General features: G+C 69.5%; 27 protein-coding genes and 3 pseudogenes. 14 read left to right on the top strand and 16 right to left on the bottom strand.

What is annotated here, in order from left to right:
* Window positions 1-26: 26 nt before the first annotated feature.
* Entirely contained in the window at window positions 27-1,730 is a 1,704-nt protein-coding gene (locus tag ACWGKT_RS34280) for an amino acid adenylation domain-containing protein (protein ID WP_453276705.1), read from the top strand.
* Here ACWGKT_RS34280 and ACWGKT_RS34275 read toward each other — a convergent pair.
* The 8 genes from ACWGKT_RS34275 to ACWGKT_RS34240 all read right to left on the bottom strand — a co-directional run bounded on the left by ACWGKT_RS34275 (window position 1,717) and on the right by ACWGKT_RS34240 (window position 10,296).
* The gene (locus ACWGKT_RS34275; RefSeq protein ID WP_453276704.1) at window positions 1,717-2,976 is read right to left on the bottom strand and encodes an ATP-grasp domain-containing protein; all 1,260 of its coding nucleotides are present in this window, start codon (window positions 2,974-2,976) and stop codon (window positions 1,717-1,719) included. The two genes, ACWGKT_RS34280 and ACWGKT_RS34275, sit on opposite strands and share 14 nt — an antisense overlap.
* Before the next feature lie 56 nt (window positions 2,977-3,032).
* Window positions 3,033-3,887 carry an alpha/beta fold hydrolase gene (locus tag ACWGKT_RS34270; protein ID WP_453276703.1) on the bottom strand — a complete coding sequence of 285 codons (855 nt, stop codon included), beginning with the start codon at window positions 3,885-3,887 and terminating at the stop codon, window positions 3,033-3,035.
* 107 nt (window positions 3,888-3,994) lie between these two features.
* Window positions 3,995-4,267 carry an acyl carrier protein gene (locus ACWGKT_RS34265; protein ID WP_356158192.1) on the bottom strand — a complete coding sequence of 91 codons (273 nt, stop codon included), beginning with the start codon at window positions 4,265-4,267 and terminating at the stop codon, window positions 3,995-3,997.
* Between the two features lie 8 nt (window positions 4,268-4,275).
* On the bottom strand, window positions 4,276-5,601 hold the full coding sequence (locus ACWGKT_RS34260) for a type III PLP-dependent enzyme (protein WP_453276702.1): 1,326 nt from the start codon (window positions 5,599-5,601) through the stop codon (window positions 4,276-4,278).
* Complete coding sequence (locus tag ACWGKT_RS34255) at window positions 5,594-6,802, bottom strand: preATP grasp domain-containing protein (RefSeq protein ID WP_453276701.1); 1,209 nt, start codon at window positions 6,800-6,802, stop codon at window positions 5,594-5,596. The genes ACWGKT_RS34260 and ACWGKT_RS34255 overlap by 8 nt, the downstream gene beginning before the upstream one ends.
* Window positions 6,803-7,098: 296 nt before the next feature.
* Window positions 7,099-8,451: an MATE family efflux transporter gene (locus ACWGKT_RS34250; protein WP_453276700.1), complete on the bottom strand. Its 1,353-nt coding sequence runs from the start codon at window positions 8,449-8,451 to the stop codon at window positions 7,099-7,101.
* Window positions 8,452-8,504: 53 nt separating this feature from the next.
* Window positions 8,505-10,034 carry an amidase family protein gene (locus ACWGKT_RS34245; RefSeq protein ID WP_356158204.1) on the bottom strand — a complete coding sequence of 510 codons (1,530 nt, stop codon included), beginning with the start codon at window positions 10,032-10,034 and terminating at the stop codon, window positions 8,505-8,507.
* On the bottom strand, window positions 10,021-10,296 hold the full coding sequence (locus ACWGKT_RS34240; protein ID WP_356158207.1) for a phosphopantetheine-binding protein: 276 nt from the start codon (window positions 10,294-10,296) through the stop codon (window positions 10,021-10,023). Before ACWGKT_RS34240 ends, ACWGKT_RS34245 begins: the two co-directional genes overlap by 14 nt.
* Window positions 10,297-10,457: 161 nt before the next feature.
* Here ACWGKT_RS34240 and ACWGKT_RS34235 point away from each other — a divergent pair, with 161 nt between their 5' ends.
* From ACWGKT_RS34235 to ACWGKT_RS34210, 6 genes and pseudogenes are all read left to right on the top strand, one after another.
* The gene (locus ACWGKT_RS34235) at window positions 10,458-11,297 is read left to right on the top strand and encodes a class I SAM-dependent methyltransferase (protein ID WP_453276699.1); all 840 of its coding nucleotides are present in this window, start codon (window positions 10,458-10,460) and stop codon (window positions 11,295-11,297) included.
* Window positions 11,298-11,700: 403 nt separating this feature from the next.
* Window positions 11,701-12,181 (top strand): annotated as a pseudogene (locus ACWGKT_RS34230) (Tn3 family transposase); the annotation flags it as partial.
* Between the two features lie 76 nt (window positions 12,182-12,257).
* Window positions 12,258-12,977: a tyrosine-type recombinase/integrase gene (locus ACWGKT_RS34225; protein WP_453276758.1), complete on the top strand. Its 720-nt coding sequence runs from the start codon at window positions 12,258-12,260 to the stop codon at window positions 12,975-12,977.
* Window positions 12,974-13,789 carry a hypothetical protein gene (locus ACWGKT_RS34220; protein ID WP_453276698.1) on the top strand — a complete coding sequence of 272 codons (816 nt, stop codon included), beginning with the start codon at window positions 12,974-12,976 and terminating at the stop codon, window positions 13,787-13,789. The genes ACWGKT_RS34225 and ACWGKT_RS34220 overlap by 4 nt, the downstream gene beginning before the upstream one ends.
* A gap of 69 nt (window positions 13,790-13,858) precedes the next feature.
* Window positions 13,859-14,017, top strand: a complete 159-nt coding sequence (locus tag ACWGKT_RS34215; protein ID WP_453276697.1) for a hypothetical protein — start codon at window positions 13,859-13,861, stop codon at window positions 14,015-14,017.
* Window positions 14,018-14,070: 53 nt separating this feature from the next.
* A pseudogene (locus tag ACWGKT_RS34210) lies at window positions 14,071-14,221 on the top strand (IS5/IS1182 family transposase); the annotation flags it as partial.
* A 69-nt stretch (window positions 14,222-14,290) separates the two neighbouring features.
* On the opposite strand, the gene ACWGKT_RS34205 reads toward ACWGKT_RS34210, so the two are convergent.
* Together ACWGKT_RS34205 and ACWGKT_RS34200 are read right to left on the bottom strand one after the other, a co-directional pair.
* Complete coding sequence (locus ACWGKT_RS34205) at window positions 14,291-14,725, bottom strand: VOC family protein (RefSeq protein WP_356159562.1); 435 nt, start codon at window positions 14,723-14,725, stop codon at window positions 14,291-14,293.
* Between the two features lie 101 nt (window positions 14,726-14,826).
* A complete protein-coding gene (locus ACWGKT_RS34200; RefSeq protein WP_453276696.1) occupies window positions 14,827-15,207 on the bottom strand; it encodes a hypothetical protein in 381 nt (126 codons plus the stop codon).
* A gap of 142 nt (window positions 15,208-15,349) precedes the next feature.
* Between ACWGKT_RS34200 and ACWGKT_RS34195 the strand changes: the two genes are divergently transcribed.
* On the top strand, window positions 15,350-16,048 hold the full coding sequence (locus ACWGKT_RS34195) for a hypothetical protein (protein WP_453276695.1): 699 nt from the start codon (window positions 15,350-15,352) through the stop codon (window positions 16,046-16,048).
* On the opposite strand, the gene ACWGKT_RS34190 is transcribed toward ACWGKT_RS34195, so the two are convergent.
* Window positions 16,021-16,392, bottom strand: coding sequence for a VOC family protein (locus ACWGKT_RS34190; protein WP_453276694.1), 372 nt, complete (start codon window positions 16,390-16,392; stop codon window positions 16,021-16,023). The two genes, ACWGKT_RS34195 and ACWGKT_RS34190, sit on opposite strands and share 28 nt — an antisense overlap.
* 81 nt (window positions 16,393-16,473) lie before the next feature.
* On the opposite strand from ACWGKT_RS34190, the gene ACWGKT_RS34185 reads away from it, so the two are divergent.
* On the top strand, window positions 16,474-16,935 hold the full coding sequence (locus ACWGKT_RS34185) for a MarR family winged helix-turn-helix transcriptional regulator (protein ID WP_356159552.1): 462 nt from the start codon (window positions 16,474-16,476) through the stop codon (window positions 16,933-16,935).
* 97 nt (window positions 16,936-17,032) lie between these two features.
* Here the strand turns inward: ACWGKT_RS34185 and ACWGKT_RS34180 are convergent, their stop codons facing one another.
* Entirely contained in the window at window positions 17,033-17,485 is a 453-nt protein-coding gene (locus ACWGKT_RS34180) for a nuclear transport factor 2 family protein (RefSeq protein ID WP_453276693.1), read from the bottom strand.
* A gap of 66 nt (window positions 17,486-17,551) precedes the next feature.
* The gene (locus tag ACWGKT_RS34175) at window positions 17,552-18,262 is read right to left on the bottom strand and encodes an SDR family NAD(P)-dependent oxidoreductase (protein ID WP_453276692.1); all 711 of its coding nucleotides are present in this window, start codon (window positions 18,260-18,262) and stop codon (window positions 17,552-17,554) included.
* A 103-nt stretch (window positions 18,263-18,365) separates the two neighbouring features.
* Between ACWGKT_RS34175 and ACWGKT_RS34170 the strand changes: the two genes are divergently transcribed.
* Window positions 18,366-19,208, top strand: a complete 843-nt coding sequence (locus ACWGKT_RS34170; RefSeq protein ID WP_453276691.1) for a helix-turn-helix domain-containing protein — start codon at window positions 18,366-18,368, stop codon at window positions 19,206-19,208.
* A gap of 694 nt (window positions 19,209-19,902) precedes the next feature.
* Window positions 19,903-20,091 carry a DUF6233 domain-containing protein gene (locus ACWGKT_RS34165; protein WP_453276690.1) on the top strand — a complete coding sequence of 63 codons (189 nt, stop codon included), beginning with the start codon at window positions 19,903-19,905 and terminating at the stop codon, window positions 20,089-20,091.
* Between the two features lie 192 nt (window positions 20,092-20,283).
* Here the strand turns inward: ACWGKT_RS34165 and ACWGKT_RS34160 are convergent, their stop codons facing one another.
* Window positions 20,284-21,186, bottom strand: coding sequence for a LysR family transcriptional regulator (locus ACWGKT_RS34160; protein ID WP_453276689.1), 903 nt, complete (start codon window positions 21,184-21,186; stop codon window positions 20,284-20,286).
* A gap of 188 nt (window positions 21,187-21,374) precedes the next feature.
* Between ACWGKT_RS34160 and ACWGKT_RS34155 the strand changes: the two genes are divergently transcribed.
* From ACWGKT_RS34155 to ACWGKT_RS34145, 3 genes and pseudogenes are all read left to right on the top strand, one after another.
* Window positions 21,375-21,668: a DUF1330 domain-containing protein gene (locus tag ACWGKT_RS34155; protein WP_453276688.1), complete on the top strand. Its 294-nt coding sequence runs from the start codon at window positions 21,375-21,377 to the stop codon at window positions 21,666-21,668.
* A 354-nt stretch (window positions 21,669-22,022) separates the two neighbouring features.
* Window positions 22,023-22,205, top strand: coding sequence for a hypothetical protein (locus ACWGKT_RS34150; RefSeq protein WP_453276687.1), 183 nt, complete (start codon window positions 22,023-22,025; stop codon window positions 22,203-22,205).
* 111 nt (window positions 22,206-22,316) lie between these two features.
* Window positions 22,317-22,852: pseudogene (locus ACWGKT_RS34145) on the top strand (transposase); the annotation flags it as partial.
* Between the two features lie 603 nt (window positions 22,853-23,455).
* Here ACWGKT_RS34145 and ACWGKT_RS34140 read toward each other — a convergent pair.
* Window positions 23,456-24,175, bottom strand: a complete 720-nt coding sequence (locus tag ACWGKT_RS34140; RefSeq protein ID WP_453276686.1) for a hypothetical protein — start codon at window positions 24,173-24,175, stop codon at window positions 23,456-23,458.
* A partial coding sequence (locus tag ACWGKT_RS34135) for a sigma factor-like helix-turn-helix DNA-binding protein (RefSeq protein WP_453276685.1) occupies window positions 24,168-24,360 on the bottom strand: 193 nt, incomplete at its 5' end. The genes ACWGKT_RS34140 and ACWGKT_RS34135, both read right to left, overlap by 8 nt.

Genomic DNA, 24,360 nt, shown 5'->3' with positions numbered 1-24,360 from the left:
GGTACGAATCGAACGAGGAAGACCTCATGCAGGATGTACCGGCGGACGATGCGCGCCGCCTCGTCCCGGACCTCGGGCCGCTGCCGATCTCCGCGGCGGAGGTGCGGCTCGCGGTCTCTGCGCGCCTGCGCCGGGACCACCCCATCGACGTGACGCTGACCGTCTGCGGCCACGTGACGCACTGGGCGGAGCAGACTCCCGACGCCGTGGCCGTGGCGGACCGGAACGGAAGCGTCACCTACCGGGAGCTGGCCCACCGGGTGGCCGGGGTCCGCGACGCCCTGACCGGCCTGGGCTGCCGTCCGGGTGCCGTCGTCGCCGCGGCGGGGCCGCGCAGCGCGGACTCGGTCGTCCTGCTGCTGGCGCTGGAGAGCCTGGCCGTGACGTACCTGCCCGTGGACGCGACGTGGCCCCACGACCGGCTCGTCCGCGTCCTGCGTCAAAGCCGCGCCCGTCACGTGGTCTCCTACCACCGGGACGGGAAGTCGGACCGCCTGGCCGGTGCGGCCGACGCGGCCGGGGTGACCCTGCTCGATCTCCCTGGCCCGGCCCGAGGGACCGACGGTCCGGCAGACCTCCGTGAGCGGTGCCAGGACCCCGACGAGCCCCGGTACGCGTACTACACCTCGGGTACCACGGGAGTCCCGAAGGGCGCTCTGATCGACCATCAGGGCATGACGAACCACCTGTGGGCGAAGGTGGTCGACCTGGAACTGGGCCCCGCCGACAGCCTGGGCCTGACCGCGCCGCTCACCTTCGACATCGCCATATGGCAGATGCTCGCCCCCCTGCTGGTCGGCGGACGGGTCGCGGCGCTCGATGAGCGAGAGACGGCCTTCCCACGGTCTTTGGTCAGGCACCTGCGGGAACGGGACGTCACCGTGGTGGAGCTGGTGCCGACCGTCCTGGAATGGCTGGCCGACGAGGCCGAGAATCATCCGGGCCGGGAGCTGCCGCCGCTGCGTTCGCTGGTGTCCACCGGCGAGGAGCTCACTCCGCAGCTGGCCGGCCGGCTGCTGGCCGGGTACCCCGGCGCGACGGTGGTCAACGCGTACGGATTCACCGAGACTTCCGACGACGTCACACACCACGTGGTGACCAAGGACGACCTCGCCGGCATGCGGTTGCCGGTGGGCTCCCCCGTCATCAACACCTCGTTGTACGTGCTGGTCGCCGAGGGCGACCGGTGGCGCGCCGCCCGCCCGGGCGAGAGCGGGGAGCTGTTCGTCGGCGGGCTGCCGCCCGGCCGCGGCTACCTCGACGACGAGCGAGCCACCAGGTCGGCCTTCTTCCGCGACACGCTCGACCCCGGCTCTCCCAGCGGCCGGCTGTACCGCAGCGGCGACGTGGTGACGGTGTCCGACGGGGTGCTGCGCTACGTCGGCAGGCTGGACCGCCAGGTCAAGGTCTCCGGGGTCCGCATGGAACTCGGCGAGATCGAGGCCGCGTTGCGGCTGCACGACGCGGTGGCCGACTGCGCGGTGATCGTGGTCGCAGCGGCCGACGGCAACGGGCGCCAACTGGTGGGGCACGTGGTGCCGCACCAAGGCGTCCTTCCCCCCTCGGAGGAGCTGCTCGCGTTTCTCCGCACCCGGCTGCCGTCGGCGATGGTCCCGCGGCGCTGGCACACGCACGAGACCCTGCCGGTGACGGCGAACGGCAAGGCCGACTACCACGCCCTCGCCGCCCTGTCGGCGTCCGAGGACGGGGTCGCGCCTACGCGTACGTGATCCGGAGCGCCTTCAGGGCGGTGTCGATGTCGGTGAGCGCGGCCTGGTGGTCGGCCGCCTCACCGAGGATCAGCCCGATGTGCCCGCTGGTCCCCCAGCGCCAGTCGATGGGCGCTCCCGCCTCCACGAACGCCTGGTATCGGCGCACGTTGGGGATGGGGGCGATCGCGTCAGGCTCGCCGATGGAGACCAGCCGCGTGGCGTCCTGCGGCGGCTGGACGAAGTACACGTAGGTGACTTGGTCGAGCAGCGTGGGCAGGTCGGTCGGCAGCCCGAGCGCCATCCGCAGGGCGGCGGCGGTCATGTCGTAGCGCCCGCCGGAGGCCCGGCGCAGGAGTTCCGTCATATAGCCGGGAGGCCGGCCGTTGACCTCGATGATCCGCAGGCCCGTGGGCGTCAGCTTGATCTCGGTGTGGACTACACCGAGGTCGATTCCGAGGGCCTGGATGGCCGCCTCGGCCAGTTCGCGGCACCGCTCCTCCACGTCGGCGGCCGCCGTACTGGGCACGAACAGGCCACACTCGCGAAACGGCGGGGTGAGCGGGAACTTTCCCGTGACGCACAGGTGGCGGATGCTTGTGCCTTGCACCACCGACTCCACCGACAGGAAGTCGCCGAAGTCGGGGCCCGCGTACGTGCTGTCGCCCACGAGCAGTTCCTCCACGACGAAGTCGCGGAAGGTGCCGGGCACCGTAGCGATGCGCTCGGCCTGCTCGGCGCTCCACCGCTCCGCCTCCGCCACGGTGTCGAGGCGCACAGTGTCGACGCTGCCCGCCCCTTCGCGGGGTTTGACAACCACGGGCAGCCCGACCTCCCGTACGACCGCAGGCAGTTCGGCCAGGTCGTCCAGGGCGGCCGAGCGCACCGCGTCGACGCCCGCTTCGGCCAGGGTCCGCCGCTGAACCAGCTTGTCGCGGCACGCGGTGGCCGACGCGATCGACAGGAACCGGTACCCCGCCGCGGCGGCGATCTCCGCGGTGCGCACCAGCTGACGGTCGCTGAAGGTGATGATGTGCTCGACGCCCAGGTCGCGCAGGATCTTGGCGGCGCTCGCGTGGTCGGTGCCCGCAAGGTTGACGAAGTCGCCGGGCACGGCGGCGGTGCCCGCTTCGGCGGGATCCCGGTCCACGACGAAGACCGGTTCGCAGAGCCTGCGGCTCGCCTTGAAGATGTCGACCGGACTCGCCGACCCGCCGTCATAGAGGATGCCGATGCGGGGCTTGTGCCGAGTGGGTTGCGTGGACACGAGATCTCACTCCGAGGGGTGGGGCGTGGAAGAGGGGCACGCGGGCGGACGGCCGGTCAGGCGCGCCCCGACGTCGCGGAGGGGCCGGCCGCGGCGTCCTCCATCAGGAAGGACCACAAAGCCTTCTCGGTCGCCGACGGCTGCTCCACCCACGGGTAATGCCCGGCGTCGTCGATCAGCACCTGCCGTACCAGCGGCAGCGCCTCGACCAGGCTGTCGGTCACCGCCGGGGGCTGACTGTCGTGCGTGCCGTGCAGCACCAGCGTCGGTACCCGCAGCGAGGAGCAGGCTGCTACGCCCTGCTCCTCGGTGAACTGTGCGGTCTCGCCGGACAGCGCCCTGGCGTACTCGTGGTTGAGCGTGAAGCACGGGTCGGTCAGCCGGGCGGCGAAGTGCCGGCCGGCGTCCTGGTCGACGAAGCCGAACGAGAGGCGCCACAACAGCAGTTGCCGGTCGCGCTCCGGCGACGGGCCGGAGCGCAGTACATCGTCGATGCGGTCCAGGTGGGGCCTCATGACGTCGCGCATCCGGCGCCAGTCGGTGTCTTTCGGCCGACCCAGGCCGGTGCCGGAGAGGTAGACCAGGCGGGACACGCGCTCCGGACGGAGCAGGGCGTAGTGCAGCGCCAAGTTGGCACCCCAGGAGTGGCCGACCAGGGTGATCCGCTCGTGGCCGAAGTGCCGGCGCACCTCGTCGAGGTCCTCCAGAGTCCGCTCCAGGCTGTACGGGCCCGGCCAATGGGAACGGCCGCAGCCGCGCTGGTCCCAGCGGTAGGTGGTGAACACAGAGGACAGCGTCTTCGCCAGCTCGCCGAACATGTCCCACAGTCCCGGTCCGCCGTGCACGAAGACGATCGGCGGGCCGGTGCCCTCGGATGCCGTCCACAGCCGGCATCCGTCGGACACTGTCACACAGTCGCTCATCCTGCCTTCCCATCGGTACGAGGTGATGTCTTCGCGTGGACGGCTTCCACCTGGTCCGGGGGGCGGTCGGTGTGCGCCGTCGACCGGAAACTCCGTCAGCTCTGAGACCGGATGAACTGGGTCAGCGCGCTGACGGAGGTGAGGTGTTCGGGTTCGAGTGACTCCGGGTCGAAGGCGACGCCGAGCTCCTCCTCGATCGCCATGAGAACCTCCAGGACGGCCGTGGAGTCGAGATTGAGCTCCTCGAACAGCCTGGTCTCCCCGGTGGCCTCCGGCAGTTCCCTGGACAGAGCCTGCTCCAGCACCCTGATGATGTCCTTGTCCTGGATGTCCTGGATGTCCTGGACGTTCGGTACGTTCTGGGTCACAAGTGCTCCTAGTAGCCTTCTATTGCCAGTTGTTTGTTCAGCAGGTCGTCGACGCTGTCACGGCGGCGGACCAGGTGGGGGGTGCCGTCGAGCACCATGACCTCCGCCGGAAATCCGTGGCTGAGGAACAGCCCTGGGGAGGCGGACGGTCCGTAGGCGCCCGATCGCGCGATGCCCACGAGGTCTCCGGGCAGCAGCCGGGGCAGTGCGGCCTTCTTGACCAGCAGGTCGTTGGGCGTGCACAGCGGGCCCGACAGGTTCCAGGGACGGTCGTCCAGTGGAGCCGCGCGGTTGAGCAGACCAACGGGGAAGTTGCGGTGCGCGAACGAGCCCGTGCCGACCGCGGCCATGTGGTGGTTGGTACCGCCGTCGGCGACGGCGAACGGTTCGCCGTGGGACTCTTTGACGTACCGCACCTTCACGATGTAGGTGCCCGCCGTCGCAGCGAGGTAGCGACCGAGCTCCATCAGAACGCGGGTGCCAGGGTGCCGGTCGCGGAACGCCCGCACGACCGCGTTCACCGCGTCGGTCAGCGCGACCGGATCGAGATCTCGCTCCCCGTCGAAGTAGGCCACGCCGAGCCCGCCGCCGATGTCGACGATGTCCAGCGCGCACCCCAGGTGCGCGGTGATCCGCTCCCCCAGGTCGAGGATGCGCTCGGTGTTGGCCGCGACGACGGCCTCCGTCAGGATGCGAGTGCCCATGTACGCCTGGATGCCGACGACCTCCAGGTGCGGCCACCGGCCGGCCACCGGCTCGCAGTTCAGCAGTTCGGCCTCGTCGATGCCGAACTGCCGCGGCTTGCCTCCCATGGTCAGGCCGGCGCCCTTGACCTGGAACTCGGGGTTGACCCTCAGGAGCACGCGTGCGGTCCGGTCGAGGGCGGCCACCAGGGTTTCGTATTGGTCGAGTTCGGCCAGGGACTCCGCGATGAGCAGCCCGGCCTCGCCGCGCGCGCAGGCCGCGAGTTCCGCCTCGCTCTTGCCCGGGCCCAGGAATATGATCCGCTCGGCCTCCACCCCGGCCCGCTGCGCAGTGACCAGCTCCGCCAGGGAGGAGACCTCGGCGCCCGCCCCGAGCCGGTGCAGCACCTGGCAGATGGCAATGTTCGGGTTGGCCTTGAGCGAGTAGAAGACCTCGACCGCGTCGTGGAGGCGGGACCTGAGGCCCTGGTACTGGGCGGCCAGCTCATCCGCGTCGTAGACGAACAGGGGGGTCCCGTAGCGCTCGGCCAGTTCGGCGGCGGGGAAGCTCGCGTACCCGAATCTCTCTGCGGGCGGTTGCGTCGCGTCGTTGCGGGACGGGGGCGCAGCCCGGTGCGGTGTCTCACTCATGTGCGCTGTCCTCCTGCCACTGGGCCAGTAGCTCCGTCACCCGCTTGTCCAACGCGCTCACCGTCTCCGCGTCGGGGCCGACGAGGATTCCGTACAGCCGTCCTGCGCCGCCGGCGGTGATGCCGGAGTTGACCGTCGCGAAGTTGTTGACCAGCAGACCGCTGCCGTCGTCCGGCGAGGTCAACAGTGCATCGCCGAGCAGGGTCCGGACCGCACCGAACGACGCGGGCCGGGGTCGCACGACGGGGTAGTGCCGGGCGAGCGCGCTGACCCCGGAAGAGGGGAGGAGTTCGAGCAGGGATTCCTGGTAAGTGGACATGTTGTTGCGTGCGTTGATCTCCGTCAGGGGGTACAGCCCCCCGTCGGGGTCGAGCATGGCGTCCACGCCGACGACCCCGTAGTAGCCGTCCGCCGCCAGCGTCTGGCCCATGCCGACGGTCGCGGCAGCAATCTCGTCGCGTACCTCGGCCGATATCCGGGCGGGCACGAGATGGCCCATGTGCACGCCGTTCTCCGTCAGCGCCTCCTTGATGAAGTCGAGGTGGACGGAGCCGTCGCGGGCCAGCGTGAACTGGTAGTTCAGGTCTGCAGACTTGGCCACCCACTCCTCGACCACCACGCCGAGCCGGCGATCGCCCCGCCGGGTGCTCCGCTGGGTGAACATCCGGTCCAGCTGGTCCAGCCGAGACACCTCGCTGATCTGGAGGATGCCCTTGCCCGAGACCCCGAAGGCGTCCTTCACCGCGACCTTTCCGCCGCCGCGCAGCACCTCGCGAGCCCACGGCAGCGTCTGGCTCCAGCGCTCCAGGCTGTCGCACCACCGACCCGCCGGCTGCCGCAGTCCCAGCCGCTCCGCCAACCGCCTGCTGTAGATCTTGCTGTTGACGTGCTTGCAGACATCCGCCGCCGGTGCGGCCAGCGGCAGACCACACTCCCGGGAAAGCCGCTCCACCCGGTCGGAGACGCCATGGGCGACGATCAACGCACCCTGGTCCCGTAGACCGGTCAGATCCTGCAGCAGTTCCCCGTCCGCCAGCGCGTCTTCCGTGACGTCGCGCGTCGGGTCGCTTGCCGCCGGCACCAGGACCTGCGGCTGCTGCCAGCCCAGCGCGGTGAGGTAGTCGACGTATTCAGAGTCCGGTTCTTCCTTGAGGACGACGACATCGCCCGGTCCGGCCAAGGTCAACGCGAATTCGTCCATCCGGTTGACCACCAGGTCGGACGATGGCGAGTGGAATTTCGGCAGACCTGGTTCACCCTTACCCCATTCCCGTTCGACCTCAAAATTCCCGAGAAAAACAAATGGCGCGGCCGGTCGCACACTGAGTGAAGTTCGCAGCCGGGAAAGAAAGGCAGGCGCCTTATCATGCATACCGTGAACCTTATTCGAAGTATTCCGGATGGACAATCAGCCGATTCGGGTATACCGCTTTGTCTACGCTGCCTGGGCGGACCTCGGGTCCTTGATGCCGCATACGCGGGCCCCGTGATCCGGTGTCAGCCCGATGCGGCCGGCACCCGGGTGAGCCCCGACTGCGACACCTGCCGCACATGGCGGACAACCAGGACGGGCACGACGACGCCAATGACGTTGCTCCACGCCACCACTTCGTAGAAACCGCGCGCGCCGCCGAGCGTCGGGGCCAAGAGCCCGCCGGCAACCACGATGAGGCCGAAGTAGACCGTGTTGAGGACGAGAGCCCGCAAGCCGCCACCGGTCTGCTCCATAACGGTCAGCGCTGTCAGTACCGGCCCCTGGAAGAAGAAGCTGAACGCAACGGCACCCAGGTACGATTGCGCCGAGGCGGAGACCTGCGAGTCGCTGCTGAGCAGGTGCGCCACCGGGGAGGCCAACGCCCACACCGCCACGGCGACGAGCGCGTAGAGCCCGGCGGACATCTCCAGGCCTCTGCGCACCGACTCGACCATGCGGCCCCATTCGTTCGCTCCGCGCTGCTGGTTGATGACGATCGCGGTGGCCGTGCCGATGACCGTGCCCGGCAGGAGGACCAGGTTCTGCAGCGTGAGCGCTGCGGAGAACCCGGCCACCACCTCGTGGCCGTAGCGCCCGATCAGCCCCAGCACTGCGAAGTTGTATCCCGAGATGACCAGGAGCGACGCGCCCACCGGGACACCGATACAGCGGAGCCCCCGCAGGGCGTCGGGCCGCCAGAGCCGGAGTCCGGGCGGATGCCACAGCGCTGTGCCCCGCAGCATTGCCAGCCCCGCCATGGTGCCGATGACCGCACTGAAGGTCTGGGCGACCGGGACCGCCTCGACCCCGAACCTGGCCCCGAGCCCGAGCCCGGCCACGGTCCCGATCTGCACAACCGCCGTGCAGACGACGAGGACGGTGGCCCGCCGCGCGTGTCCGTACCCCCGCAGACTCGACGCGCACAACTCCGGGCCGACGGCCAGCAGTCCGGCCAGGCTGATCCAGCGCAGGAAGTTGACGAACTCGTCGTGCAGGTCGGGGCCGACGCCGAACAGGTCAGCGAGCCAGGGCGCCACGACCACCAGGACGACGCAGACCGCGGTGGCGCAGACAATCCAGATCCGCGCCAGGCTGGCCACGTGTGTCATGACGTCCCGCGGACGTCCCGCACCTTTACTGACCGCGGTGGCGACCTGGTTGGTTACAGAGAAGGCCACGGTGAGCGCCAACATCAGCAAGGCGATCGGCTGGTACACCGATCTCACGTAAATGGCGTCGTTGCCCATGTGCCCGAGGAGCGCCACGACGATCAGCTGGGCCAGGAAATTCACCGCTTCGGCGGCGAAGATAGGGAGAGCCAGCGCGGTGATCGTCCTCCGCGTTTCCGCTCCCTCCCGGCGGGTGAATAGAATCACCTGAGTCTCCTGAGAGTTTCGAGAAAGTCTCGGGATGCTGTCAAGAATTCACGTCAAATGTCCACAGGCAAGGTGCGGCCCTGCGTCCCCGGGAGGCATGAGACGGACTCCGGCGCGCTTCGGCCGATGTCACGGTCCGTCGGCGGCTGCCAGGCCGTCAGTTCCGGGCGGCCGAACGGCCCCAGCAGCACGGAGAGCCGACGCGCGACGGCGAGCGGCGTCCGGTCCTCCAGGTACGGTCCGACCACGGCGACGCCCACCGGCAGACCGCGCGAGTCCCGGCGCACCGGTACCACCGTGGTCGGCAACCCCGCCAAGCCGGTCATGTTGACCCAGACCATCTGGTCCCAGTACGAACGCGGATTGCCGTCGATGACAACGCTCCGCTTGTCGAACGGGCGCGCGTCGTGCCGCCCCACCAGAGCCGGTGACACCGGAAGCAGCAGTGCGTCGAAGTGGGTGAAGAAACGCCGCCACCGGGCCCGCAGCCGCTCGCGCCGCGCGTGCGCCTCCATCCAGTCCCGGTAGCTCTGAGCGACGAAATCGGCGCCCAGGCCGGCCCCGGGCCGCCGCAGACCGGCATTGATCTGCTCGATGTCGCCTGCCGTGTAGTCCCCGAGCGCCACTGATGCCAGCAGCCTGCGGGCCACGTCATCGCTGTCATCGAGCCTGATCCCGGAAGGCCGGGCCACCTCCACAGCGACCCCACCGTCGGCCAGGACAGCAGCTGCGTGCTCCACTGCATCGCGCACCTCCCCGTCCACCGGGCAGTACGGATCGTCCGCCCAAACCGCCACCCGGACCGAGGACCTGGCGGGCGGCAACTCGACTCGCCAGGCGACCCGGTCCACCGGGCCCGGGCCTACCGTCGCGTCGAGCATCGTCTCCAAGTCGTCGGGGCAAGAGGCGAGCGGCCCCGCCACTGCCAGGTCCGGCTCGACCGGCTGATAGGGCGGCATGTGGCCGCGCATCGGGACTACTCCGAAACTCGGCCGATGCCCGAACACGCCACAGGCCGCAGCCGGTATACGGATCGATCCCGCGATGTCCGAACCGAGATCCGCAGCACTGAATCCAGCTGCCACCGCCCCGGCCGAGCCACCAGACGACCCGCCGGTCGTGTACGCCGGGTTCCACGGATTCGCCGCAGCTCCGAACAGCACGTTCGCCGACTGGACATCCGCGCATCCCGCCGCCAGGTTGGTCTTGCCGAACACGACGGCTCCCGCTCGGCGGAGCCCGGCAACCGCTTCGGCATCCTGTCGCGGGAAGTTGCCGGAGAGTTCCTCACGGCCCGAGGTGCTCCGCAGGCCCTCGGTCGCGAAGCTGTCCTTGACCGTAACCGGGACACCGTGCAGGGGCCCCAGCGGGTCTCCCCGCAGCACGGCCTCGTCGGCCTCGTGCGCCCACCGCTCGGCGCGCTCGTCAAGAGTGACCACCAGCCGCAGCGGCCCGTTGTAGCGGTCGACGCGGGCGCGGAACGCAGCCAGGACCTCCCGCGAGGAAACCTTCCGCCTCCGCACAGCATCTGCGATGTCCCCTGCCGACCACAACGACACGTTCGACCCGTCAGACGTGCTCATCAACCACCGCGGCCAGGGCCTCGGGGCTGGCGTCGTCGAACACGGCCAGTAGCAGCGCCGCGCCGAGAACCTTGCCGTCGTCGTCCGTGGCGCCCCGGAAGCGCTCAACGATGCGGGTTATCAGCTCCACAGCTCGTACGGAGTCGCCGCCGGCGAGGAAGAAGTCCCTGTCCTTGTCGAGGAGCCCGGTGGACAGTATCTGCCCCATCTCCTGAGCGATCACGGCCGAGGTCTCATCCGTTGGTTGTGCCTGGGCCTTCATGGCGCTTCCCTTCCTGGAGCCTCAAGATGACACTCGTTCATATCCTTGTCGGCACACCGCTGCGGACCAGCACCCATTGGCCGACCGAAGGGCATGCCGGGAAGGGCATGCCTGCTTGGGGAGATCCCTCTCGGGCCATGTCACCGCTAGGTTGGCGGGCCATGGGCGACGAAACGATGAACGGCGTCGGGCAGACTTCCCTGTGGACTGCTGCTGCCCGAGCCCGCGAAAGCGCACGCGCTGATCGACTGTTCCACGACCCGTACGCAGAGCTCCTCGCTGGACCTCACGGCCAGGACCTGCTGAGTCACTTCCACACGTCCCGGGCCTCCGACGAGGGCAACCCCTTCCTGCCGATCCGCACGCGATGGTTCGACGATGCCTTGCACAGCGCGTTGGAGGCTGGCATCCGGCAGGTGGTTGGGCTGGGCGCGGGACTCGACACGCGGGCCTACCGGATCGACTGGCCGACGGGAACAACCCTTTTCGAGGTCGACCAGCCCAGTGTGCTCGGCTACAAGCGCGCCGTACTCGACAAGGCCGGCATCACCCCGTCGGACAGCCTGACGACGGTTCCGGCGGACCTCGGGGACGATTGGAGCACGGCTCTGACGGCGGCCGGGCACGACGCCTCCCAGCCCACCATGTGGTTCACCGAAGGGGTCTTGTTCTACATGCCGCGGAAACTGGCCGGCGACGTTGTGCTCCGCGCTGCCGCACTGTCGGCGCCGGGCAGCAGACTCACGGTCGACCTGATCGGCACCGGCATCTTCCGCTTCCCTTACATGCAGCCCTTCCTCCGTAAGTTGGAGGACGCCGGCAGCCCCTGGCAGTTCGGCACAGACGACCCCGGCGATTTCCTCATCGAGAACGGTTGGCACACGAACGTGGTGACCGAACCAGGCCGCCCGGACGCCTCGTACGGCCGTTGGTCCTCGGCCGCCAACCCCGTCGAACTCGAAAACCTGCCGCGCAGCTACCTGGTTGCCGGGCACATCTGACCTAGGGCGGGCAAAGGGGGACGAAGAATGCCTCGCCGCCGCTTCGGCGCTTGGGCCTGCAAGGCCAGCCGTCGGTGTATCTCATCCGGCACTTCGGGATTTCGCCAGGCACGGCCATGAAGCCATTGCTCGCCGACTTCGGCATGCGGGCGTGGCGTCGCTCGCGGATGCCCCACACAGCCGGATCCCTGGCACTACAGGCGCGCTCGGCCAGCAGGAGCCGCACCTCACCGATCGCGGGCATGCCGACTGAACGGTCCACTCCGAACCATCAGGCACGCACATCATGAGGGATGCCGTGGCCCAGAGCCCACCCAAGTGGCCAGCAGCCTGTCGACGAAGACGCGTTTGTACGTTGATGAGTTCAGCGATCACATCCGGCGACAGCCCCCCAGGCCACGCTTCCAGCGCGGCGGCCACGGTGGTCAGCCTGGTGCCGGAGGACGACGACACGGCCGAGACTGCGCTGGGCGGGGCGCTCGCGCTGCGCTACAACACCGTGCGCCCGTTCCTGTCGCTGCCTGGTCGAGACGTCGGCGCTGAGGGCGGCGACCGGCGGGATGCGCATCCGGACCGGGGTGAAGCGGCTCCCGGCCCTGGCGCGGCGGAAGGTGTCGGAGAAGCCGCCGCTGCCGCGCGAGGTCGACGACAAGCTGGTGCCGGCGCACTGGCGCAAGGCGGTGTACGCGAACGCCGAGCTGCCCCAGGGGGCGGTGGACCGCGACGCGCACGCGGGGTGCGTGCGGGAGCAGCTGTTCCGAGCCCTCAAGCGCCGCGACTCCTTCGCCTCCCCCTCGCACCGCTGGTCCGACCCGCGCGCCCGCCTGCTTCAGGGCAAGGGCTGGGAGGCGGTACGCGAGGACGTCCTGGCGGGCCTGAGCCTCCCAGAAGAGGGCAGCACCGTGACGGCCCCGTTGCGGGCCGCGGGCGGCAGCCGCCCAGCACGCTGCCCGCCACGCCATCGACCTGGGCGAGCTGCTGACGACCTGGCAGCCAGCCGGGCGCCGCAGCACCGCGTGGAAGCCGTTCCTGCACCACGTCACCAAGGGCAAGCCGCAGCCCCGGCGCGCGATCTCGCTGAAGACCCCCAAGAAGCTGCCGCGGATCCTCACCGCCTCCGAGATCCAGACGGTCCTGGACGCTTGCGAGCGGTTGCGGGACCGGCTGCTGTTCGACTCCGGCATGCGGATCGGTGAGGTCCTTGGGCTGCGGCACGAGGACTGGGCCGTCGCCGAGCGCGAACTGTCGGTGGTGCCCCGGCTCAACGACAACGGCGCCCGCACCAAGTCCGCGACGACCCGGACGATCCCGGTCAGTGCCGCGCTGATCCGGCTCTACGCCGACTACATGCACACCGAGTACGGCGACCTCGACTCCGACTACGTGTTCGTCAATCTCTGGGGCGCCCCGCGCGGTCACGCAATGACCTACGCGGCCGTATACGACCTGGTCAGACGCCTGCGCCGCAAGACCGGCATCGACTACGACTCCCACTGGTATCGCCACACCTACGCCACCCGGCTCCTCCGTGGCGGCACCCCGATCGAGGTCGTCAGCAAACTCCTCGGACACGCATGCCTCACCACCACGACCGACACGTACGGTCACCTCACCGCCGAGGACGCCCGCCGGGCCCTGAAGAAAGCCGGATTCCTCACCGGAACGGAGGTGCGCTGGTGACCACGCCCGCCGCCGCACCACGCCAACCCAGGCTGCTGGAGAAACTGATGGCCGCCGTCCGCCCCGAGTTCCGCGCCGAGGTCATCGACATCAACCCGGGTGACCTTGTCTTCGGCGGCCCGTCGTGCCAGGTCACCAACTGCTCGCGGACCGGCCGCAGTCACGGACTCTGCATCGGCCACCACCATCGCTGGAGCGGTCAAGGCCGCCCCGATCTGGAGGAGTTCGCCGCAACGACCGAGCCGCTCATGCGCGGATTCGCCCCGCTGGCCTCGTGCCGGGTGGCCGACTGCCGTTACGGCGTCCGCAGCCGCGGCCTGTGCTCCAAGCAGGAGTGGGCCTGGCGCTATGCCGGACGCCCTGATCAGGAATCGTGGCTGGCCACGGTGCCGTCGGCGGACCAGGAGGAGGAACACGCCGAGTGTCTGGTCGGCTTCTGTGACCTGTGGGTACAGGGCAGCGCGCCGTTCTGCGTCTCGCACCGGGCCCGGTGGCGAGAGACCGGCTATCCGGAGCCTGCGGAGTTCATCCAGCTCTACGAGGAGCAAACCCCCGGCCACGAGCGTCTCAATCTGCGCAGCCTCACCGGCCAGCTGAGGCTGGAGATGCAGTACGCCCTCCAGTGCCGCCACGACGACCAGCGGATCAAGACCCCGCCCACCCGGGTTCGGTACGTCGTCCGCTTCGTCGCCCGCACCGGAGTCCACTCGCTGCTGGACCGCACGGAGGAGATCTGGCGGGAGTGCTTTCCGCGGGGCAGTCAGCGGGGCGAAGTTGCTCAGATGTCACGACGCACGGCAACATCTGGCTGACGGGCGCTCGCGGCGATGCCGCCGCAGCCCACATGCCTCAACGCTCAGGACCTACGGCTGATCAGGCGTATGGGCAAGAAACGCGCACTCGTCGCGGTCATGCACAAGATCGTCATCGCCACCTGGCGCATGCTCGCCATCGACACCGACTATCAGGGCCTTGGACCCAGCCACGGGCAACAGCACCCGCGCCAGGTCAAACGACGTCGGCAACGGCTCATCCGCTGAGTTGAGCGCCCTTGGGGTCGGCACATCCGGCCTCACACCCGCCTGATCTTCCACACCTCAGCCCGGCAGCCGGGGCGATCAACCCTGCCCTCGCACGGCCATTTACGAGTCAGATCCTTCGCGACTGCCGTCTAATAGGCGACGGCGTTCACACCGCCATGTACGGCATCCGCCCGACTGCACAACCTCGCCCTCATGGGGTAGGCCCCTCCCCGTACGAGACCATAGAGGCCCAAGGGAGGCGGCTCCCCACCTCCCCGGCTCGGAGAGTGCTCAGTCGATACAGAACTCGTTGCCCTCGATGTCCAGCATGGGGATGCACGACTCGTTTTCCTCATCGGCATACAGTGTTCGCACGTGGGTCGCCCCGAGCGCGACCAGTCGTGCGCACTCGGCTTCGAGCTTGGCGAGGCGCTCGTCCCCCACGAGCCCGGTGCCGGCCCGGACGTCGAGATGCACCCGATTCTTAACGATCTTGCCTTCGGGGACGCGCTGGAAGTACAGGCGCGGGCCCACACCTGAGGGATCACTGCAGGCGAACCATGAACCCTGCTTCTCAGGGGGCAGGGTGCGGTTGAAATCGTCCCAGGTGGTGAACCCCTCCGGTGGCGGCGGAGTGACGTACCCCAACACCTCGCACCAGAAGCGAGCGAGGCGCTCGGGTTCTGCGCAGTCAAAGGTGACTTGGAACTTCTTGATCGCTGACATCGGCGCACCGTACCGCGTACCAGCGGAACCCTGCCGCTCATTTCCGCAGGCGGATCCGCCCGCCACCCGTCGCATCCTGGGCCGCATTGGACACCAAGTGATCAAACCTGACAGTCCACGAGAGCGACGCGACCGTGGCGGCGGAGCGCCCCAGCAGTCCCCCTGCTTGGCGCGGCTGTCGCGGGCTTCTGACGAAGCGGCGGCGGCCCGTGGCAATCACCCGGGTGATCTCGGCGGCCGACATCGTCGTACCGGTCGGCCCGCCTCGTCTTGCACAGCGCCATCACCGTGGCCTCGATCGGGTGGGCCCCACCCTTGGTTGTCCCGTGGTCGGAGAGAGTCCTCACCTCGCTTGTATGCGGGTCGGCATGGGCGCGCAGCAGCAGGGCAATCCAGCTGCGGTAGGGCTTCCACCGGTCGGCGATGCGCAGCAGGCCGGGCAGTTTGGCGGTCTGGTCGTCCAGGGCGTAGGCGCTGGTCATGGCGGCGTAGGCGGGGTTCGCGGCGGGGGAAGACAGCGGGGTGTCCTGCGCCGCGGACGAGGATGAGTTCGGCCGAGAAGGGACCGATGCCAGGCAGTTTCTGCAGCGCTGCGAGAGCGTCCTGGGCCGGTAGGGCACGCAGGTGTGCGGCCTCGAGTTCGCCGGTCTCCGCGGCGTCGGCGACGGCGTGCAACCGCTGAAGCTTCACCTCGGTCAGGCCGGGGAAGCTGGTGACGGTGCGCAGGACGTCTGGCGCGGGGAAGGCGTACAGGTCCTGGCCGGCGACCGCGACACGGTGACCATGTCGCTGGGCGAGCAGTGTCTTGACGGCGGCGGCGTGGCTCATCCGAACCCGGTGTCCAATGACTGCCCACGCCGCCGCCTCGTACGGCGAGTTGAAGCAGACCGGCCGCAGGCCGGGGAACTGCTGCATGAGACCGGCGACGACCGGGTCGGCATCGGTCAAGGCCGTATAACGGGATCCGCCGACGTCCAGGGACAGGACGCGGGCGACATGATCGGCCGCCCACTTCCCCGCACCGGCACCGGCTTGTGCCGGTGCGGGGTCGGCGTAGAGCCGGTCGGCCGGGTGGAGCGTGATGTCGGCGTGCACTGGGCCGGGCCTGCCCGCCGCCGTCCTGTCCTGGCGTACCGCTGCGGTGACAGTGAAGCGGCTGTCGTCCGTGGGGAAGGCAAGCCGGAGCACTCCGTCGCTGCCTGCCTGGTAGCGGGCGGGGGTGAAGCCCTGGAGGAAGCGCAGGGCGGAGGTGAGCGAGAACGGGCCGCGAGGGGTGAGGACGGCGGCGGTCATGGTCAGCCTCCGTGGACGGTGAGCCGGTAGCCCTCGGGGCCGGTGAAGGTGAACGTCGGCCCGAAGGGGCTGTCCTGCACCGGGCCGGCGACCTCGACTCCCGCCGCGACGAGCTGTGCGTGCAGCTTGGTGGCGTCGCCGGTGCGCAGCCACAGCGCCACGCCCAGCCCCGGGGCGGAATCGCCGGTCAGGTCGGTGCCCGGGAGCGGCTCGCGGACAGCGAAGGGGATCGGGGTGGTGGCGAAGACCACCGCGTTAGGCGGGGAGACGGGGGCGCGGTGCAGGCCGAGGTGCTCCTCGAAGAAGGCCGCGGCGGCGATCACGTCCGTGACCTGCAGGGCGATGAAGTCGGGACCCTCAACGGTGGTGGTCATGGTTCCTCCAGTAACTCCTATGTCAGGACTTTGACATCTGGGACTGTAGGCGCACGTCACCCTGCATGTCAAAATGCTGACATGGAAGATCGGACGCCCGTCCCCCCGCCGCATCCAGCCCAGGACGTCACCGAGCACGTGGGATACCGCCTCAAGCGGACCTCGGCCGCCCTGCGCAACGCCATGGACAAAGCACTGCGGGAGCATGAGCTGACCGTCCCGCAGTACTCCTGCCTGGAACTTCTCGATCAGCAGCCCGGCCTGTCCAACGCCGACCTCGCCCGCGGCACCTTCGTCACCCGGCAGTCCGCCAACGTCGTCCTGCGTGGCCTTAAGGACGCCGGCCTGATCACCCGGCCCGTGTCCGCCGAACACGGCCGTGCCCTGCCCGTGCACCTCACCCCGGCCGGACGGGAACGCCTGCACGCCGCCCGCAGCGCCGTCTACGCCATCGAGAAACGCATGATCAGCGGTGTTCCCGCAGACCGCCTGACGGCGCTGCTCGCCGACCTCGACGCCATGGCCGAAGCACTCGGCGACTGACCGGCCGACCGCGGAGCGCCTGCGGCCGGCCCGAGCAGCGCCCCCGGGGCCGCAGGGCGTGGATGCGGCCCGGGGGCTGCCGGTGTGCCACCTCGGGTCAGCGGCCCTGAGCTGCCGCCTCGGCCTGGGAGTCGGCAATGCCAAGGTTGGCGTAGGCGACGGGGTTGGCGTACTCCCACACCTTCACGACGTGGCCGTCGGCGACGTCGATACGGAAGATGTAGACGTTGTTGTAGACCAGCTTCTCCGCGCTGGAGAGAATGTCGCCGCTGGCCTGGAGAAACACCGAGCGGGCGTCCTCGCTGACCGTCCACACCTTGTCAAGGAAGGCGACGTGGTCGAACTTGGCCGCGACCGACTCGATGTAGGCGAGCACGGCGGCGGGTCCGTCGAAGACGTACCACGGCTCCGGGGTGCCCGCGATGGACAGCGGGATGACGAACGTCGCCTGAGCGGAGAGCAGCTCGGCCACGGTGGCCGGGTCGCGGTTCTCGAACGCGGTGATGAACGCCTGGGCTGTGTCGAGGGACTTCTGGTGAACGCTGTTCATGATCATGCTTTCTGGGTGGTGCTGCACGTCCGCGGGCTGCGGTCGGGGGCAGGAAGTCAGATGGGGTCACCAGGGCACGGGGCCGGTGGCACCGGTGAAGGCGGGGCTCGGCGCGCCGGGGCTGGCGGTGGCGGCCGTGACGATCGCGGCGGCGCCTTCCTCTACGCTCTGGATGCCCTGGTGGCCGTTGAGGTCGGTCGCAGTGAACCCGGGGTCGACCGAGGTGACGCTGATCTGCGGGAACGCCTGCGCGTAGACGACCGTCAGCATGTTCAGCGCGGCCTTGGAGGAGTTGTAGGCCAGCAGTGGCGCCCACGCGGTGAGAATGCCGGTGTGGGCGGCCGGGTCGGTATTGATGGCCAGTGAGCCCAGGCTGCTGGAGACGTTCACTATCGCGGGCCGGGCAGCCTCCTGCAAAAGAGGCAGGAAGGCGCGCGTGGTGCGCACCGCACCGAAGACATTGGTGTCGAACACCTGCTGCAGGTCGGCCGCGGTCAGCTCGCCGGCGGGAGCGGCCGGTCCGGCGATGCCCGCATTGTTGACCAGCACGTCCACTCGCCCGGCCTCGGCCCGGACCCGGTCCGCGGCGGCCGCCACGGACGCCTCGTCGGTGATGTCGATCAGCAGCGGCCGGGCCCCGAGGGCCTTCGCCGCCTGCTCGCCGCGGTGGGCGTCACGGGCGCCGGCATAGACGGTGTGACCCTGCTCGATCAGACGGCGGGCCGTTTCGTACCCGAGGCCCTTGTTGGCCCCGGTGATCACAGTGACTGTTGTCATGGCACTCAGCCTGCGCACCACGGAAACACACAGGGAGAGCTCTCCTCAGCGGGGGGTCGGCCAGTACCAGGCTCTTCCCGCACACCCGGCGGACAATAGATGCGTGAACGACGATCCCGCAGCCCTCGGTCAGGCCCTGCGCCACTGGCGCGACCGCACCAACCCCCAGGGCCTCGGCCTGCCCATCGGCGGCGTCCGCCGCGCACCCGGGCTGCGGCGCGAAGAACTCGCCCAGCTCGCCGGCCTCTCCGTCGACTACGTGACCCGCCTCGAACGAGGTCGCGCCACCTCACCCTCCCCCCAGGTCCTGGCCGCCCTCGCCCGCGCCCTGCGCCTGACCGCGACCGAACGCGACCACCTCTATCTCCTCGCCGGCCAGGCCCCGCCCGCCACCGGCCAGATCTCCTCCCACATCCCGCCCAGCGTCCAGCGCCTCCTCGACCAACTGCGCGCCATCCCGCTCAGCGTCCACGACGCCGCCTGGAACCTCATCTCCTTCAACCCCCTGTGGGCCGCTCTCATAGGCGACCCCTCCCCCTGGCGCGGCCGCCAGGCCAACATCGCCTGGCGGCACTTCACCCACCTTCCCACCCGCGTCACCCACACCCCCGACCAGCAGATCCGCTTCGAGACCGCCCTCGTCTCCGACCTGCGCTCCTCCGCCGCCCGCTACCCCAAAGACACACCACTCAGAACACTCATCACCGACCTGCGCCGCGCCAGCAACCGCTTCGACGACCTGTGGGACTCCCACACCGTCGGCTTCCACACCACCGACAGCAAAACCGTCCACCACCCCGACCTCGGACCCGTCACCGTCGACTGCGACACCCTCACCATCCCCGGCAACGACCTACGCATCGCCGTCCTCTCCGCGCCGGCAGGAACCAGAACGGCTGCCCAGTTCGACCTCCTGGCCACCATCGGCACCCAGGCCCTGACCTGAACAGGCCGCCGCCGAAACCCCAGCATGAACAGGCCCCCAGCACGAGGTCAGCCGTTTGCAGCGCCAGAAGATCCGGTGAGGAATCCGAGTGAACGGTCAGCGGGATGCCCCGTTCTCTGGCCACATGGTCGATTTCAGCAGCGCGGGCGACCTGGCGCCCACTGGCCTGGTCCCGCCAGACGAATCGCCTTCGCCGACCGGGCTCAGCCTGCTGCCTGCGTGATACACCGCCCCAGTCCGAGGAAGCTTGTACAGGGCTCTCCAGGCTCCGGCGAGCGCTCAAAGCCCGTGTGGCGGCCCGTCCAAGTCCCCGAACGGCACCGTCCCCTGGAGCCAGCCCCGGAACCCGAAGGCAGCGCACCACGTTCGCCCTGGCAGACGTTCCAGGCCCGACCATCGGCCCGACCACGACAGGTCACAGGGTCGCGCAGACCATCCAGCCGTACGCAGCCAGCCCGCGACTGCGCAGCAGTTGGCGCCAGCCACCCGGCCCGGCTGCGCAGCGGACTGCGCACAGCCAGCTGCTGCGCACAGCACGCACGCCGTCCCAGAAGGGGCTGCGCAATAGCCCGGACGCGAATACGCAGCGACCGGTGGATCGCGGACGAGGAGCAGCCTGAGGCGGGGCGGCAGGCCGCCGAGGCGCGAGCGGGCGGCGGACTGGCTGATCCAGTACGGCCTCAACCAGGCCAACGTGGAAGCGGTGCACGGGGGCGACTGCTGGGCGGCGAAGAAGAGCGGGCGGTGCCGGCCGGCGAGCCGGGAGCAGGCGGTGGAGGCGATCCGGCGGCAGGTGCCGGCGTGCCCGCACTGCCCCGGACAGACCAATCGTCAATGTCCGCTCCGTTGTTGGCAAGGACGGCTGTTGGTGAGGGGTGAGTAGCCCTCGGGGTGTCGTAGCGGGGTGCGACTCGGACCGGACCCGGGGCCATCATCGGATGCTGATCCGCCGGCGTAGCGAGGTCGTGTCGGACATTCAGCAAGACCGCCGTCGTCGTCATCACCGCGAAGCCCGTCGGCGCAAGGTCTTCGGCCTCGCCACCGCAGACATCCGTCTCGCTTGACCTCTTGCGCGTCAGTCCGGCAACCAGTGCAGCTCGTGCGCCAGGGTTTTGGCGACGGCACGGATGCGGCGGTGTAGTGGCGACTGCTCGCGTGGGAGGACCAGGTGGAACGTCAGGCTGGGCGCGCCCCGCAGCGGTCGCCAGGTGAGACCGGCCGGTTGTGCCGTGGCCGCGGCTTCTCCGGCCGGGGCGAGGGTGACCCCGTCGCGCAGGTCGCGCTGAGACATGTCGAAAGAGACTGCGGGCGTGTGGAATCGGGGGTGTGGTCGGGTGTCTCGGAACAGTGCGGACAGCTGATCGTGGATCACGGGGTTGGCCGCACGGTCCGGGAGTCGCAACGGATACGCGGCCGCGTCGGCGATCTCGATCTCCGGGCGTTCGGCCAGCGGATGGTGCTGCGCCAGCTGGACCCCGACGCGCGCACGCCGCAGCAGGAACCGGCGCACGCCACGGCCCGGCTGTTCACCGCGGGTGATCCCGGCATCGATGCGGCCGTCGGCGACCGCGGGGGAGATCTCCGGTGTCGCCATCGGGACCGCGCCGACCTCGAGTCCGCTGTTGCCGCGAATCAGCCTGTCCACCAGGACCGGTGCCGTCTCGGCCCCGGCGCTGAGGCTGTATCCGATGCGCAGCGTGCCCAGTTCACCGGCCGCCGCGCTCCGGGCGGTGTCCCACGCCCGGTCCAGCGCCGCCAGCGCGGGCGGCGCGGACTCCGCCAAAGCCGCACCGGCCGCGGTCAATACGACGCTACGCGTGTTGCGGACCATCAGGGCCGCACCGAGTTCCGACTCCAATCGGCGCATCCGGGCGCTGAGTGCGGGCTGTGCGATACCGATCCGTGCGGCCGCGCGGGTGAAGTTCAACTCCTGCGCCAGCACCAGGAAGTACCGCAGGCTCACCGTATCCGCCGCCACGTACCCTCCCTGCCGATTGATAACGATCCGTTCTGAGTCTATCCCGTACCGGTCTTTCCCTCGACCGCACATCAAGCCCTAACCTGCGCATATGACGATTCAACTGACCGCACTACCCGTCGCCGGGATCGATCGATCTGAGTGTCAATTCGAAGTCGGACGTGTCCGGCCGAACACAGGAGGTTTCGATGGCTAAGGGCTACTGGGTCAGTGTCTATCCCTCCATTTCCGACCCTGAGAGGCTGACTGCCTACGACAAGCTGGCCCGTCCGGCCGTCCAGGCTGGGGGCGGGCGTCTACTGTCCCGTGGCGGTCGAGTCGTCGCCCACGAGGCCGGAATCACGCAACGCGTCGTTCTGATCGAGTTCGACAGCCTTGAACAGGCCGTCGCGGCATACGAGAGCGAGGCATACCAGAAGGCGCTGGTGGCCCTCCCCGACGGCGTCGAGCGCGACTTCCGCATCATCGAAGGCGTCGACTGACCGGCGGGCCCAGCCATCGCTGAGCATCCGTCACCTGATACGCACACGGTACTGAACGACGACTCACGAGACGAGTTCGAAGCGATGCCCCGCGTCCCAGTTCGTCGTCGACGTCCTCGACGGCCTGATCCCTGTCGGCGGCTCGCCGCGCTACCCAACGTCGAGCAACTTGCCTGACTTGCCTGACACGGCGATTCAAGCTCCCTGGGTGCCGGCGGCAAGGAGGATGTCACCCTCAAAGCCAAGCTGACCGCAGAAGGCCGGCCACTGGCAGGCAAGGAGATCGAGTTCACCACCGACTCCACCGCGCTGTGCACCGACACGACCGACAACAGGCGCAAAGCCACCTGCAAGGTGCCCGGCAAGCAGCCCATAGAGATCTGCTACACCGCCACCTTCGCCGGTGACGACACCTACGAACGCTCCACCGCCACCGTCTGCAAGAGCAAGGACCGCACGGACGACCCCTGGTCAGAACTGCCCGACCCGAGCGACGTCCATGACGACATCCACGACCTCATGCAAGACACACCATGACCTCGGCAGGCCTGCCCGGCTGAGACAACCGGACCCGGTCCAGGAAGCGCTTGACGCCGAAGGAGCCCCCTCCCGCCCCCATAGGCCGGTGGCGGGGGCGCGGTCTCTACGGCAGGCGCGGAGCCGGTGGCAGGTGCGGGGATGCCGGGGGTGCAGCGGCTGCAGTTCTTCCTGTCCGAGCCGCCCTGGGAAGCCGAGCTGGTCAACGACCGGCGGCTTGAGCTGCTGCGCGAGGAGTCGGCCACAGCTCCGCACGATGGCGGGGTATCGTGATCGACGATTCCGGGGAACGCAAGGACGGCACGGTGACTGCGCACGTGGTCCGGCAGTGGCTGGGCCGGTACGGCAAGACCGACAATGGCATCGTCACGGTGACCACGGTGTGGACCGACGGCCGCGTGTACTTCCCGCTGCACGCGACTCCCTACACCCCCGCCCTCACCGCAGGCCTCATCGCCTGGCAGCAGAGCCGGACCAGCGACCAGCAGCGGCACAACGCCGAGGCCGCCCGCCGCGTGGCCGTCTCCCGGCAACTCGCCGCCCAGTCGGCCACCCTCATCGGCACCAACCCCTCACGTCCCTGCCTGAACCACACCCCTTCCACCCGGCCGCCACAACCGGCAACCCCGGGCCCAGCCAGACGCGCACCTCTCCCCCACTGCCGCACAGCCGTCCGGACAATACAGTCACGGGCCTGCTCACGAACGACCGACAGCACAGCCCGCATCACATCCTGCTCACCTCCACAGCGGCTCATCTCGGATGCGGGCACGGCGGCCGGGCTGTTGGACTAGCTGCGGGCGTCGAGGCGCAGAACACGCCGACAGCACGAGCACAAGGACACATCGAGGCCGACGCCCGCGACCGGATGAACCGCCCCCCAGCCGCGCCCCGGTCCCAACCCGCCCCCACAGCGCCAGCTCCGCCCCCGGCGCACAGCGCGGAGGCTGCCCCGACGCACAACACCCACGAAGGCGCCCCGATCCCCCAACGCTCCACCACACCACGCCCTCCCCTTCCCCATTTTCTTCCCGGGCCAAGGCGCTGTAGGGGTGCCAAGGGAGATGTCGGACTCCCGACCACGGCCCAAAGGGGTGGTGACCTGCAGATACACCGTCAGGCGCGAAGAGGGGGCGGACAGTTCTCGGCGGGGGTGCCCTGGTCCGGAGCGCGCGTGTCGGCCGCGTCCGGGCAGCTGGCCCGGCGCCTTCGTCTCCCATCCGCCGGGCGGACCCCGAGGCGCACCGCCGTCAGCGGTCGCCGGTGATCGGCCAGCGGTCGGAGCATACGGAGGCCGGTTGGGCGTTCGCGGCCTGCCAGCCCTTGATCTCCACCCGTGCGCCGGGCCTTATGGCGTCGTAGACCTCCTTGCCGGTTTCGGGTCCGAGGCCGATGGAGCCGGGGTTGGTGTGGTGGCCGACGCTGTCGAAACCGTCGGAGTCCATCGCCCACATCAACAGCCGCTCGTGGTGATTGCGGTCGGAGAAGGTGACCGCCCACCGCCTGACGCTCGCATCCCCGCCCTTGCCGACCGTGCTGGAAGGCATCCTCAAGGTGGGGTACTTGGCGGTGACCGTGACCGACGTTTCGCCGATCGGGCAGATGTCCCTCGGCCCCACGATGCCGTAATCCTTGCCCTCAATGGTCAGTAGGTTGGAGTTCAGGTCGACCGTCACCCGCTGGACGGGCGTCGAGGGCGGGGCGGGTGTGGGGGTGTGGGACACGGACGTCGCGGGGGGTGTGGTCGGTTTGGCCGAGGAGCCGAGGGCGCCGGTGGTGGCGATGAGGGCCGCTGCCGCCAGCGTGGTGGCCGACAGCGCAGCGTGTCGGGTGCGGCGGCGGCGCACCGCCCGGCTCCTCACCTGTGCTCCCGTGGTCGGGGCCAGTGCCTCGTTGTGCGCGACCAGGCCGTGGAGTCGGGCGGACAGCTCCGCCCCGGTCAGGGGGTGCGGTGGCTGCTGGTCAGGCACGGGCTTCCTCCGTCGGATGTGCTTCTTCGCTCGCCAGGTGAGCGGCCAGTGCCGTACGGCCGCGTGAGAGGCGGGCTTTGACGGTGCCGGCGGCCGCGCCGGTCTCGGCGGCTATCTGCTCCACGCTCAGATCGCACAGGTGATGCAGCACTATCGCGGTCCGCTGGGCTTCGGGCAGGCGCCGC

The sequence above is a fragment of the Streptomyces sp. NPDC054794 genome (assembly GCF_053611585.1).
The sequence above is the reverse complement of the archived record's forward strand: the minus strand, read 5'-3'. Positions and strand labels throughout refer to the sequence as shown.

Bases quoted from the DNA above. Each gene is read 5' to 3' on its own strand.
- ACWGKT_RS34185 (WP_356159552.1), top strand. From the start codon at position 16,474: ATGGAAGATCGGACGCCCGTCCCCCCGCCGCATCCAGCCCAGGACGTC.
- ACWGKT_RS34190 (WP_453276694.1), bottom strand. From the start codon at position 16,392: ATGACCACCACCGTTGAGGGTCCCGACTTCATCGCCCTGCAGGTCACG.
- ACWGKT_RS34255 (WP_453276701.1), bottom strand. From the start codon at position 6,802: ATGGACGAATTCGCGTTGACCTTGGCCGGACCGGGCGATGTCGTCGTC.
- ACWGKT_RS34245 (WP_356158204.1), bottom strand. From the start codon at position 10,034: ATGAGCACGTCTGACGGGTCGAACGTGTCGTTGTGGTCGGCAGGGGAC.
- ACWGKT_RS34200 (WP_453276696.1), bottom strand. From the start codon at position 15,207: ATGACCAGCGCCTACGCCCTGGACGACCAGACCGCCAAACTGCCCGGC.
- ACWGKT_RS34260 (WP_453276702.1), bottom strand. From the start codon at position 5,601: ATGAGTGAGACACCGCACCGGGCTGCGCCCCCGTCCCGCAACGACGCG.
- ACWGKT_RS34175 (WP_453276692.1), bottom strand. From the start codon at position 18,262: ATGACAACAGTCACTGTGATCACCGGGGCCAACAAGGGCCTCGGGTAC.
- ACWGKT_RS34240 (WP_356158207.1), bottom strand. From the start codon at position 10,296: ATGAAGGCCCAGGCACAACCAACGGATGAGACCTCGGCCGTGATCGCT.
- ACWGKT_RS34215 (WP_453276697.1), top strand. From the start codon at position 13,859: ATGGGCAAGAAACGCGCACTCGTCGCGGTCATGCACAAGATCGTCATC.
- ACWGKT_RS34235 (WP_453276699.1), top strand. From the start codon at position 10,458: ATGGGCGACGAAACGATGAACGGCGTCGGGCAGACTTCCCTGTGGACT.
- ACWGKT_RS34280 (WP_453276705.1), top strand. From the start codon at position 27: ATGCAGGATGTACCGGCGGACGATGCGCGCCGCCTCGTCCCGGACCTC.
- ACWGKT_RS34155 (WP_453276688.1), top strand. From the start codon at position 21,375: ATGGCTAAGGGCTACTGGGTCAGTGTCTATCCCTCCATTTCCGACCCT.
- ACWGKT_RS34180 (WP_453276693.1), bottom strand. From the start codon at position 17,485: ATGAACAGCGTTCACCAGAAGTCCCTCGACACAGCCCAGGCGTTCATC.
- ACWGKT_RS34205 (WP_356159562.1), bottom strand. From the start codon at position 14,725: ATGTCAGCGATCAAGAAGTTCCAAGTCACCTTTGACTGCGCAGAACCC.